Source organism: Pseudomonas sp. NPDC087185 (assembly GCF_044744955.1).
Lineage (GTDB): Bacteria > Pseudomonadota > Gammaproteobacteria > Pseudomonadales > Pseudomonadaceae > Aquipseudomonas.
This window is the reverse complement of record NZ_JBIUZK010000009.1, coordinates 233,237-245,110: the sequence shown is the minus strand read 5'-3', so window position 1 is coordinate 245,110 and position 11,874 is coordinate 233,237. Positions and strand designations below refer to the sequence as shown.

The window sequence follows — 11,874 nt, the reverse complement described above, 5'->3', positions numbered from 1 at the left end:
CTGCCATCACTTCAAACCAACCGCTGCCCCGACACCGCTGGGTGATAGAGCGGCTGCACCTTGTTACCCGCCGGGTCGAGCAAGTGGAAGCTGCGCGCCCCGTCACCATGGTTGAAAGGCCGATCCAGCAAGGTCACCCCATGGGCCTTGAAGTACTGGTACCAGGCCTCCAGTTCCTCCACGCTGTCGACGATGAAGCCATAGTGATCCAGCGTCTGCAGGCCATTGGCAGCCCCGGCCCCGCGCCCCAGCGACAGGTTGTCGTTACCACAGGTCAGGTACACCAGGTCCTCGTTGGCCCGGTTCAGCACCTCCATGCCCAGCACATCGACATAAAAGCGCTCGCATTCTTCAAGGTTGGGTACCAGCAAGGCGATGTGGCGCAGGCCATTCAGGCGGCCGGGGCGTGCAGGCAATTCAGACATTGGCGCGACTCCATTTTTGTATACAATTCAGAATAGAATTTAAAACAAAAGGAACGCCTTGTGTACAGTCTGTTCATCAAGACACGCGTCAAGCCAGGTTGCGTCGAACAATTCCTCGCTGCCATCAAGGTCAATGCCGCCGCTTCCGTGGCCAGCGAGCCCGGTTGCCTGGTGTTTGACGTATCCCAGGACCGGGTCGATCCGCAGGTGATCTACCTCTACGAGATCTACCGTGATGACGAGGCTTACGAAGCGCACACCCGTACGGCGCATTTTCGCGACAGCCGCCCGTTGGTGGAGCCGCTGATCGCCGAGCAGGAGTATTTTGAAAGCGATGTGATCGCGCGCAATCCGGTGTATTGAGCGACAATGAAAAGCCCCGGCCGAGGCCGGGGCTTTGTGTATAAGTGGCCAAATCCGTTTGGCCGACGGGACATCCCTTATTCGGCTTTCAGGCCATCAGCCGAAACAGCCTTCACGCCTTTGATTTTCTTGGTGATGGCAACGGCCATCTCTTTCTGCGATTCGGTCACGGCGGTGGTCGACGACAGCGATACCACGCCTTTGTTGGTCTCGACCTTGATATCAGAGCCCGGAATACCTTTCTCGGTCAGCAGGTCCGATTTTACCTTGGTGGTGATCCAGGTATCGGAAGTAGCTTCCTTGGCTTTGGTCACCTCACCCGCCGCGAGCGTCATTGGGGCCTGGGTGGACTGCTGGGCGAATGCCGCATTAGCCATGGTCAGGGTCAGAGCGGTAGCAGTAGCGGCAGCAATGGCGAACTTCTTCATGTGAGTCACTCCTGTTTTTCGAAAGGTCTGCGCCGTTAGTCCTGGCGGCAGGTATGAAGGTAGTTGCACGGGCTGTGCCAGCTTTTCCGCTTCGCTTGTTTCCTTATAAATCAATTACTTAGGCGACTATGAGGAAACCATCAGTCGTGCAATTTGCAACCTGCGGCATAAATCTGCGTGCAAGATGCAAGTCCGCAAAAGGTTCCGCGCAGGCAATAAAAAAGGGCCCCATCAAGGGGCCCTTTTCTTACAGCGTGTCAGTCGCTTAGACGCCCGAAGCCTTGGCTGCGGCAACGTCCTTGATCGACAGCTTGATACGGCCGCGGTTGTCCACGTCCAGTACCAGCACTTCGACTTCCTGACCTTCTTTCAGGATGTCGGTGACTTTCTCGACACGAGCATCGCTCAGCATGGAGATGTGCACCAGACCGTCCTTGCCCGGCAGGATGTTGACGAAGGCGCCGAAGTCGACGATGCGCTCGACCTTGCCGACGTAGATCTTGCCGATCTCGGCCTCGGCGGTGATGCCCAGGATGCGCTGGCGAGCTGCCTCTGCCGCTTCCTTGGTTTCGCCGAAAATCTTGATCGAGCCGTCGTCTTCGATGTCGATCGAAGCTTTGGTTTCTTCGCAGATGGCGCGGATGGTGGCGCCGCCTTTGCCGATGACGTCACGGATCTTGTCGGTGTCGATCTTCATCGCGATCATGGTCGGAGCGTTGGCCGACAGCTCGGTACGCGATTGACCGATGATCTGGTTCATCTGGCCGAGGATGTTCAGGCGCGCTTCCAGGGCTTGGCCCAGGGCGATCTCCATGATCTCTTCGGTGATGCCGTTGATCTTGATGTCCATCTGCAGTGCGGTAACGCCTTTGGCGGTACCGGCAACCTTGAAGTCCATGTCGCCCAGGTGGTCTTCATCACCGAGGATGTCGGTCAGGACTGCGAACTTCTCGCCTTCCTTGACCAGGCCCATGGCGATACCGGCAACCGGCGCCTTCATCGGCACACCAGCGTCCATCAGGGCCAGGGAAGCACCGCAGACCGACGCCATGGAGCTGGAGCCGTTGGACTCGGTGATTTCCGAAACCACGCGGATGGTGTACGGGAACACGTCAGCGGCAGGCAGCATGGCCTGTACCGAACGGCGGGCCAGACGGCCGTGACCGATTTCGCGACGGCCAGCACCGCCCATGCGACCACACTCGCCTACCGAGAACGGCGGGAAGTTGTAGTGCAGCATGAAGGGGTCTTTCTTCTCGCCTTCAAGGGTGTCCAGCAGCTGTGCGTCACGCGCAGTACCCAGGGTCGCGACGACCAGGGCCTGGGTTTCGCCACGGGTGAACAGGGCCGAACCGTGAGTTTTCGGCAGCACGCCGACTTCGATGTTCAGCGGGCGCACGGTCTTGGTGTCACGGCCATCGATACGTGGCTTGCCGTTGACGATGTTCTCGCGAACGGTGCGGTATTCGATCTCGCCGAAGATTTCTTTGACTTCGGAAGCCGAAGGCTGGCCTTCTTCACCGGAGAACTTGGCGATCGCCTGATCGCGCAGCTCGCCCAGGCGCGCATAGCGGTCGGCCTTGACGGTGATGGTGTAACCCTGCGAAACGCCTTCGCCGAATTCGGCGCGGATGGCGTTGAACAGTTCGGTGTTGGCAACAGCGGGTTTCCAGTCCCAGGTCGGCTTGGCAGCTTCGGCGGCCAGCTCTTTGACAGCCTGGATAACGGCCTGGAATTCGTCGTGGGCGAACAGCACGGCACCCAGCATCTGGTCTTCGGTCAGCTCTTGGGCTTCCGATTCAACCATCAGCACGGCGTCGGAGGTACCGGCAACGACCATGTCCAGGCTCGAGGCAGCCAGTTGCTCGTAAGTCGGGTTCAGCAGGTAGCCGGTGCTTTCGTGGAAGGCAACGCGGGCAGCGCCGATCGGGCCTTCGAACGGAATGCCAGAGATCGCCAGGGCAGCCGAGGTACCGATCATCGCAGCGATGTCCGGATCGGTCTTCTTGCTGGTGGAAACCACGGTGCAGACGACCTGGACTTCGTTCATGAAGCCTTCAGGGAACAGCGGGCGGATCGGACGGTCGATCAGGCGCGAGGTCAGCGTCTCTTTCTCGGAAGGACGGCCTTCACGCTTGAAGAAGCCACCTGGGATCTTGCCGGCAGCGTAGGTTTTTTCCTGGTAGTGGACCGACAGCGGGAAGAAGCCCTTGCCTGGGTCGGCTTGCTTGGCACCGACCACGGTCACCAGCACGGTGACGTCGTTGTCGACGGTAACCAGCACGGCGCCGGTTGCCTGGCGGGCAATGCGGCCCGTCTCGAGAGTAACGGTCGATTGACCGAACTGGAATTTCTTGATTACCGGGTTCACGGTTTCCTACCTTTTCAGTGGCTCTGGGGGAACTGGTTTCTAGCGAATTCTTGGGCAGAACGGGGAATCGGCCCCATTGACCGTCCAGATACAACACGAGGCTGGGAGCCTGGCGCCGAGCGGAAAAAACCGCTCAACATTGCCAGGCTGCCAACCTCGGAGATACGCGTGGCGTGTCCGACGAGAACGCTGCAAAGCAGCGCCCCCGAAGCCTGCAACACGCCATGCACACCACTGACCAGGCCGCTATTAGCGACGCAGGCCCAGGCGACCGATCAGGGCGCTGTAACGAGTGGTGTCTTTGCCCTTCAGGTAGTCCAGCAGCTTACGACGCTGGTTAACCATACGGATCAGGCCACGACGCGAGTGGTGGTCTTTACCGTTGGCCTTGAAGTGGCCTTGCAGCTTGTTGATGTTCGCGGTCAGCAGAGCAACCTGAACTTCCGGGCTACCAGTGTCGCCAGCAGCTTGCTGGTAGTCGGTAACGATTTGAGCTTTTTCTTCAACGCTGAGGGCCATTTGGCTTCTCCTGATAACGGAACCCGCGAACGGGGTCCAATAGGCCAGGGACAAATCCCTGTATTAATAAAAAGGTGTGACCGTGCCTACTGACAGCCACCCTTGTATCCGCGGGCCTCAGCCAAAGCCTTGACCCGTGGTATCGATCATTCCGACCGAATCAGTCGACGCGGCGCAACGCGCCCGTCTTCGCTCACTTCACCAATACCGATGAAGCGGCCATTGTGATCCTGTACCCGGACCATGCCGAACTGCGGCGCGTCCGGCGCGCGTACTGCCTGGCCATGCAGCCAGTAGAAGGCGCTGTGCTCGGAAAGGCTCAGCAGCGGCCAATCCTGCAAGCCACTGTCGGAAGGCATCAGGAAGCGATCGAGCGCTTCGTTGCCACCTTCGGCATGGGCCTGTTCAAGTTCTTCGAGCGTCACGGTCTGGGCCAACTCGAAGGGCCCGGCGTGGGTCCTGCGCAGCTCGGCAACATAGGCACCGCAGCCAAGAGCCTCGCCGATATCCTCCACCAGGGTACGGATATAGGTGCCTTTGCTGCATCCTACGCTCAGCCGTGCACGGGTGCCTTCGCACTCGAGCAACTCCAAGCGGTTAATAGTAACAGAACGCGCCTCGCGCTCCACTACCTCTCCTGCACGTGCCAATTTGTACAGCGGCTGGCCATCGCGCTTGAGCGCCGAGTACATCGGCGGTATCTGGCTGATCGGGCCGCGAAAACGTGGCAGCAACGCCTCGATGTCGGCGCGACCAACGGTCACCTCGCGGGTCTGCAGGACCTCGCCTTCAGCATCGGCAGTGTTGGTAGTCTGCCCCAGCTGCATGACGGTTTCGTAGCCCTTGTCGGAATCGAGCAGGTACTGCGAAAACTTGGTCGCTTCACCGAAGCACAGCGGCAGTACCCCGGTGGCAAGCGGGTCGAGGCTGCCGGTGTGGCCGGCCTTTTCCGCATTGAGCAACCAGCGGACTTTCTGCAGCGCGGCGTTGGAGGTGAACCCCAGCGGCTTGTCGAGCAGGATGATGCCGCTGACGTTGCGGCGGATACGTTTGACCTGGGCCACCGCTTACTCCTTGGTGTCCTGCTCGTCGGCATCCTTGTGCTGGCGGTCTTCGGCCACCGCACGTTCGATCAGCGCCGACAGGTGAACACCACGGCTGACGCTTTCATCGAAGTGGAAGTGCAGCTGCGGCACGCTGCGCAGTTGCATCGAGCGGCCAAGGTGCAGGCGCAGGAAGCTCGCGGCGCTGTTCAGTGCCTTGAGCGACTGCTTGACGGCGTCCGGGGTTTCTTCACCCATGACGGTGATGAAGACCTTGGCATGGCCCAGGTCGCGGCTGACGTCCACGGCGGTGATGGTCACCAGACCGACGCGTGGGTCCTTGACTTCACGGCGGATCAGTTCTGCCAGCTCGCGCTGCATCTGATCACCGATACGTTGGGTACGGCTGTATTCTTTGGCCATTCTTGCTACCTGTAACTTAAAGCGGCAAACGCCCGGTCAGGCTGAAGCCTGACCGGGCGCTACCTACTGAGGCGCTGCCCACCGCCCTGCGGCGGGGGCTTGCGCCATGCTCGCCCTTAGAGGGTACGAGCAACCTGGACTTTCTCGAAGACTTCGATCTTGTCGCCGACCTTGACGTCGTTGTAGCTCTTGACGCCAATACCGCACTCCATGCCCGAACGCACTTCGGAGGCGTCGTCCTTGAAGCGACGCAGCGATTCCAGTTCACCTTCGAAGATCACAACGTCGTCGCGCAGTACGCGGATCGGACGGTTGCGGTAGACGGTACCTTCGATGACCATACAGCCAGCGATGGCGCCGAACTTCGGCGAACGGAACACGTCACGCACTTCGGCGACACCCAGGATGTTCTCGCGAACATCGCTGCCGAGCATGCCGGTCAGGGCTTTCTTGACGTCTTCGATGATGTCGTAGATCACGTTGTAGTAACGCATATCCAGACCTTCCTGCTCGACGATCTTGCGCGCACCGGCATCGGCACGCACGTTGAAGCCGAACAGCACCGCATTGGACGCCAGCGCCAGGTTGGCATCGCTCTCGGTGATACCACCGACGCCGCCACCGATGACGCGAACCTGAACTTCGTCGTTGCCCAGGCCGCCGAGCGAGCCCTGCAGTGCTTCCAGGGAACCGCGCACGTCGGTCTTGAGGACGATGTTGAGGGTCTTCTTCTCTTCCTGACCCATGGTCTCGAAGATGTTTTCCAGCTTGCCGGCGTGAGCACGGGCCAGCTTGACCTCGCGGTACTTGCCTTGACGGAACAGGGCAACTTCGCGGGCTTTCTTCTCGTCGGCAACCACGGACAGCTCGTCACCGGCTTCCGGAGTACCATCGAGGCCGAGGATCTCGACCGGGATCGACGGGCCGGCTTCCTTCACAGGCTTGCCGTTCTCGTCGAGCATGGCACGTACGCGGCCATAGTTGGAGCCGCACAGGACCATGTCGCCCTGACGCAGGGTACCGTCCTGAACCAGGATGGTGGCCACTGGGCCACGGCCCTTGTCCAGGCGCGATTCGACGACCACACCACGACCTGGAGCGGTCGGAGTAGCCTTCAGTTCGAGAATCTCGGCCTGCAGCAGGACGGCTTCGAGCAGTTCGTCGACACCGGTACCCATCTTCGCGGAAACCTTGACGAACGGCGTGTCACCACCCCAATCCTCGGAGGTCACGCCTTCGACGGACAGTTCGTTGCGAATGCGATCGAGGTCGGCACCTGGCTTGTCGATCTTGTTCACCGCGACAACCAGTGGGACGCCAGCAGCCTTGGCATGCTGAACGGCTTCACGGGTCTGCGGCATCACGCCGTCGTCAGCTGCCACCACCAGGATGACGATATCGGTCGCCTTGGCACCACGGGCACGCATCTGAGTGAACGCAGCGTGGCCCGGGGTATCGAGGAAGGTGACCATGCCGCGGTCGGTTTCCACGTGGTAGGCACCGATGTGCTGGGTGATACCACCGGCTTCGCCAGCGGCAACCTTCGCACGACGGATGTAGTCGAGCAGCGAGGTCTTGCCATGGTCAACGTGACCCATGACGGTAACGACCGGGGCGCGCGATTCGGTCTGGCCTTCGAACTTCAGCGATTCGGCCAGGGAGTCTTCCAGGGCGGTATCGCTGACCAGGGTGACCTTGTGGCCCAGCTCTTCTGCGATCAGCTGAGCGGTTTCCTGGTCGAGCACCTGGTTGATGGTGACCGGAGTGCCCATCTTGAACATGAACTTGACCACTTCAGCGCCCTTGACGGACATCTGGTTGGCCAGCTCGGAGACGGTGATGGTCTCGCCGATGGTCACGTCACGGATGACGGGGCCGGTCGGGTTCTGGAAGCCGTGCGCATTACGCTTCTTCAGCTTGCCCTTGCCACCACGACCACGACGAGCGCCATCGCTCTCTTCGTCGGTGGTGCGCGGAGCGGCACGTGGAGTCGGCGCCTTTTCCTTCTCCTTGACCTTGACCTTGATCGAAACGCGCGGTGCCTCGCCACGACGACGGTCGTCATCGCGAGTGCGGCTTTCGTTGCGACGGGTCTCGTCCTTCTTGCGCTCGGCGGCGCGGGCAGCGGCGTCTTCCGACGCAGGTGCGTCGGCGACTACCGGAGCCGGAGCAGCAGCAGGTGCTGGCTCAGCCTTGGCAACTGGCGCAGGCGCAGCGGCGGCAGAGTCGGTCGACTGGCGACGCGCCTGCTCTTCGTTACGCTGGCGAACATCGGCCTCGACCTTCTCGCGAGCGGCATTTTCAGCCGCACGGCGCTCGTCCTGCTCACGCTTCTGCTCAGCCTGGATCTCTTCCGGGCTGCGCTGAACGAATACTTTCTTCTTGCGTACTTCTACGCTGATGCTTTTGCTACCGGCGACACGCAGGGTGCTGGTGGTCTTGCGCTGCAAGGTAATCTTGCGCGGCTCTTCCGCCTTGCTCTTGTGGCTGCTTTTCAAATGAGTCAGCAGGGTCTGCTTCTCATTGTCGGTCACTACCTGACCGGCGTCGGTGTGCGGCAGACCTGCCTCACGCATCTGCTGCAGCAGGCGCTCTACCGGTGCCTCGACCTCTTGGGCCAGTTCTTTCACCGTGACTTGCGTCATGCACTTCTCTCCTCAGGCCGCGCCTAATTACTCGAACCAGTGGGCTCGGGCGGCCATGATCAACTTGCCGGCACGCTCTTCGTCGATGCCGTCGATGTCGAGCAGGTCGTCAATCGACTGCTCGGCCAGGTCTTCGCGGTTAACCACGCCGCGCACCGCCAGTTCCGCCGCCAGGTCCTTGTCCATGCCCTCAAGGGAGAGCAGGTCTTCGGCCGGATGGGCGTCTGCCAGTTTTTCTTCGGTAGCGATGGCCTTGGTCAACAAACGGTCCTTGGCTCGAGCGCGGAGCTCATTGACGATATCTTCGTCAAAGCCATCGATGTTGAGCATTTCTTCCAACGGTACGTAGGCAATTTCTTCGAGGCTGGTAAAGCCTTCGTCGACCAGCACTTGGGCCAGCTCCTCGTCGACTTCCAGTTCATCGATGAAATTGCGCAGGATGTCACCGGTTTCTGCCTGCTGCTTGGCCTGGATGTCCTTCTCGGTCATCACGTTCAGGGTCCAGCCAGTCAACTGACTGGCCAGGCGAACGTTCTGACCACCACGGCCAATGGCCTGGGCCAGGTTGTCCTCGGCAACGGCGATGTCCATGGCATGGGCATCTTCATCAACGATGATCGCCGCGACTTCAGCCGGCGACATGGCGTTAATGACAAATTGCGCCGGGTTATCGTCCCACAGGACGATGTCCACACGCTCACCACCCAACTCTCCGGATACGGCCTGGACGCGCGAACCACGCATGCCGATACAGGCACCTTGTGGATCGATACGCTTGTCCTTGGAGCGGACGGCGATCTTGGCACGCGACCCCGGATCACGGGATGCAGCCATGACTTCAATGAGGCCTTCAGCGATTTCCGGCACTTCAATGCGGAACAGCTCGATCAGCATCTGCGGCGCGGTGCGCGACAGAATCAGCTGAGGACCACGGTTTTCGGTGCGAATTTCCTTGAGCAGCGCACGCAGGCGCACGCCAACACGGAAAGTCTCACGTGGAATGATGTCTTCGCGGGCCAGCAGCGCCTCGGCGTTGTTGCCCAGGTCGACGATGACGTTGTCGCGAGTGACCTTTTTAACGGTACCCGAGATGATCTCGCCAACGCGCTCGCGGTAGGCGTCGACCACCTGGGCGCGCTCGGCCTCACGGACCTTCTGCACGATGACCTGCTTGGCGGTCTGGGCGGCGATACGACCGAACTCGATGGACTCGATCTTCTCTTCGATCACGTCACCCACCTTGGCTTCAGGATGGGTCTCGTGGATCTTGGCCAGCCAGGTCTCGATGGCCGGATCGTCCAGATCGGCCTCGTCGACGACTGTCCAGCGACGGAAGGTCTCGTAGCTACCGGTGTGGCGGTTGATTTCCACACGCAGATCGACTTCGTCTTCAAAACGTTTTTTGGTTGCAGTAGCCAGGGCCACTTCCAGCGCTTCGAAAATGACGCCGGGCGGTACACCTTTTTCGTTGGATACCGATTCAACAACCAGCAGTACTTCTTTGCTCATCGTACGCCTCGCCTTGCGCAAGCCATTGGGCCCGGATAGTCCGCCGGGCCCGGCACGTCTCAGTCAAAACTGGGAATAATATTGGCCTTGTCGATCGAGTCGATCGGCAACAGAAACTCTTGATCGTCCACCTGGACCACCACATCCTGCTCCTCCACACCGCGGAGAAGGCCCTGGAAGTTACGACGACCCTCAAAGGGTGAGCGCAGCTTGATCTTCACTTGTTCGCCGGCATGCGAGGCAAACTGTTCAAGCGTGAACAGCGGGCGTTCCATGCCAGGAGAAGAAACCTCTAGGGTATATTCAGAGCTGATCGGATCTTCCACATCGAGAACGCTGCTGACCTGACGGCTGACTTCTGCGCAGTCGTCCACCAGAATCCCGCCTTCCTTGTCGATGTAGACACGTAGTACCGAATGCTTGCCCTGGGAGACGAATTCAATCCCCCAGCATTCGAAGCCCAGCCCCGTGACCACCGGGGCCAACAAGGCCTGCAACTGTTCTAGCTTGCTCGACACCTGAACCCCCTCGTGCATGCTGTGCAAATGAAAAATGGGCGAAGCGCCCATCCCTGAAAGCGCCGTTGGACAACGACGCCGAAAACTGTTCGGCTAGCAAAAAGCCCCTGAAAAGGGGCTCCGCTGAAGCTGGTTGCGGGGGCTGGATTTGAACCAACGACCTTCGGGTTATGAGCCCGACGAGCTACCAAGCTGCTCCACCCCGCGACAAAGCTGGGGCGAAAGTATAAGACCGAACCCGTTGCTGGGTCAATCTAACCTCCACCTGCAAGAAAGCCCGCTAAAGCGGGCTCTCAAGCTTTAATTGGTACCGAGAAGGGGACTCGAACCCCTACACCCTATGGGCACAACCACCTCAAGGTTGCGTGTCTACCAATTCCACCACCTCGGCAATACTACTTCTTGAAACCCGTTACTTCTGCTCTTCGGTTGGAGGAGGTACATCACCAGCGTGGGTGGTTTCGCTCTTCTGCTCCTGGAGCACCGGTACATCATCATTTACTGCCGGCTTTGGCTGTTGCACTTCCAACACCGCTGGATCCGGAAGTCCCGCCTGGCTCAACTGGTGAGCTTGTTGCTTGGCGAAGTATCCTAACCCAAGTGCTGTCAAAAAGAAAGTGGCAGCAAGTATAGCAGTAAATTTACTTAGGAAGGTAGCAGAACCTTGGCTTCCGAACACAGTATTTGAAGCACCTGCGCCGAAAGATGCACCTGCTTCCGCACCCTTACCCTGTTGCAACAGTACCAGCACTACAAGCGACAGCGCTGCCAACAGATGAAAAACAACGATGACTGTTTCCAGCATTTGTTCAGTTTCCTGCGGCGCGACAAATTGCACCGAATTCGTCTGCGTTCAGGGATGCTCCACCAATGAGCCCCCCATCAATATCCGGCATGCCGAACAGTTCGGCCGCATTGGCCGCCTTCACGCTACCGCCGTAGAGAAGCTGCACGTTTTCTGCAACTTCGGCGTCCTTCGCTGCCAACTGCTTGCGGATGGCGGCATGCACATCCTGAGCTTGTTGCGGCGAGGCCGTCAAACCTGTGCCAATGGCCCAAACAGGCTCATAAGCAATGACTGCATTGGCAAAAGCGGCAATACCGAACGCGTCGATAACACTGCTTAGTTGACGCCCTACAACTTCCAGCGTCTTGCCTGCCTCACGCTCTGCGAGAGTTTCCCCTATGCAGAGCACCGGCGTCAAACCACTTTTCTGAGCGGCTGCAAACTTGCGATTCAGCACTTCTTCACTTTCGCCGATAATCTGGCGACGCTCGGAGTGGCCAATCAACACCAACTTGCAACCCACTTCAGCCAGCTGAGTCGGTGCAACTTCACCGGTCAGCGCACCCTGTTCGGGCTGTACTGCAGAATTCTGTGCACCCACGATGATCCCTTTACCGCTCAGGCCATCAATGACTTCATTGATGAACAAGGCCGGCGGAAACACCGCAACTTCGACACCTTCGGGAATGAGCATTTTGCCCAAGCCCTGAGTCAGCTCAGCGACGCTGGCGCGGTTACCGTGCATCTTCCAGTTACCAGCTACCATGGGGCGACGCATGCTTTACCTCGTCGGTCAAAGTGGGCGCAGATCTTACCCAACCCGATCTGCGCTGGCAAGCCCAA

12 protein-coding genes and 2 tRNA genes are annotated in these 11,874 nt (G+C 59.5%); 1 reads left to right on the top strand and 13 read right to left on the bottom strand.

The window, feature by feature from the left end:
* Positions 1-11: 11 nt before the first annotated feature.
* On the bottom strand, positions 12-425 hold the full coding sequence (locus ACIPIJ_RS26380) for a VOC family protein (RefSeq protein WP_010955354.1): 414 nt from the start codon (positions 423-425) through the stop codon (positions 12-14).
* Between the two features lie 60 nt (positions 426-485).
* Between ACIPIJ_RS26380 and ACIPIJ_RS26375 the strand changes: the two genes are divergently transcribed.
* Positions 486-788 (top strand): putative quinol monooxygenase, encoded by a 303-nt coding sequence (locus ACIPIJ_RS26375; RefSeq protein ID WP_401082518.1) that lies wholly within the window; start codon positions 486-488, stop codon positions 786-788.
* Positions 789-865: 77 nt separating this feature from the next.
* Here ACIPIJ_RS26375 and ACIPIJ_RS26370 read toward each other — a convergent pair whose 3' ends face one another.
* From ACIPIJ_RS26370 to tpiA, 12 genes are all read right to left on the bottom strand, one after another.
* The gene (locus ACIPIJ_RS26370) at positions 866-1,216 is read right to left on the bottom strand and encodes a BON domain-containing protein (protein ID WP_401082516.1); all 351 of its coding nucleotides are present in this window, start codon (positions 1,214-1,216) and stop codon (positions 866-868) included.
* Positions 1,217-1,481: 265 nt separating this feature from the next.
* Positions 1,482-3,587: a polyribonucleotide nucleotidyltransferase gene (pnp, locus tag ACIPIJ_RS26365; RefSeq protein WP_401082513.1), complete on the bottom strand. Its 2,106-nt coding sequence runs from the start codon at positions 3,585-3,587 to the stop codon at positions 1,482-1,484.
* A gap of 249 nt (positions 3,588-3,836) precedes the next feature.
* On the bottom strand, positions 3,837-4,106 hold the full coding sequence (gene rpsO, locus ACIPIJ_RS26360) for a 30S ribosomal protein S15 (RefSeq protein ID WP_016489163.1): 270 nt from the start codon (positions 4,104-4,106) through the stop codon (positions 3,837-3,839).
* Between the two features lie 146 nt (positions 4,107-4,252).
* Positions 4,253-5,170 carry a tRNA pseudouridine(55) synthase TruB gene (truB, locus tag ACIPIJ_RS26355; protein ID WP_401082510.1) on the bottom strand — a complete coding sequence of 306 codons (918 nt, stop codon included), beginning with the start codon at positions 5,168-5,170 and terminating at the stop codon, positions 4,253-4,255.
* A gap of 3 nt (positions 5,171-5,173) precedes the next feature.
* Positions 5,174-5,572 (bottom strand): 30S ribosome-binding factor RbfA, encoded by a 399-nt coding sequence (gene rbfA / locus ACIPIJ_RS26350; RefSeq protein WP_401082507.1) that lies wholly within the window; start codon positions 5,570-5,572, stop codon positions 5,174-5,176.
* A gap of 116 nt (positions 5,573-5,688) precedes the next feature.
* Positions 5,689-8,217: a translation initiation factor IF-2 gene (infB, locus tag ACIPIJ_RS26345; protein WP_401082504.1), complete on the bottom strand. Its 2,529-nt coding sequence runs from the start codon at positions 8,215-8,217 to the stop codon at positions 5,689-5,691.
* 27 nt (positions 8,218-8,244) lie between these two features.
* Positions 8,245-9,726 (bottom strand): transcription termination factor NusA, encoded by a 1,482-nt coding sequence (nusA, locus tag ACIPIJ_RS26340; protein WP_346615333.1) that lies wholly within the window; start codon positions 9,724-9,726, stop codon positions 8,245-8,247.
* Positions 9,727-9,785: 59 nt separating this feature from the next.
* Positions 9,786-10,244 (bottom strand): ribosome maturation factor RimP, encoded by a 459-nt coding sequence (rimP, locus tag ACIPIJ_RS26335; RefSeq protein WP_033702568.1) that lies wholly within the window; start codon positions 10,242-10,244, stop codon positions 9,786-9,788.
* A 130-nt stretch (positions 10,245-10,374) separates the two neighbouring features.
* Positions 10,375-10,451: transfer RNA gene (locus ACIPIJ_RS26330), tRNA-Met, on the bottom strand.
* Positions 10,452-10,549: 98 nt separating this feature from the next.
* A tRNA-Leu gene (locus ACIPIJ_RS26325) sits at positions 10,550-10,635 on the bottom strand.
* A 21-nt stretch (positions 10,636-10,656) separates the two neighbouring features.
* Positions 10,657-11,049 carry a preprotein translocase subunit SecG gene (gene secG / locus ACIPIJ_RS26320; RefSeq protein ID WP_401082501.1) on the bottom strand — a complete coding sequence of 131 codons (393 nt, stop codon included), beginning with the start codon at positions 11,047-11,049 and terminating at the stop codon, positions 10,657-10,659.
* Between the two features lie 4 nt (positions 11,050-11,053).
* The gene (gene tpiA / locus ACIPIJ_RS26315; RefSeq protein WP_401082498.1) at positions 11,054-11,809 is read right to left on the bottom strand and encodes a triose-phosphate isomerase; all 756 of its coding nucleotides are present in this window, start codon (positions 11,807-11,809) and stop codon (positions 11,054-11,056) included.
* Between the last annotated feature and the right edge of the window lie 65 nt (positions 11,810-11,874).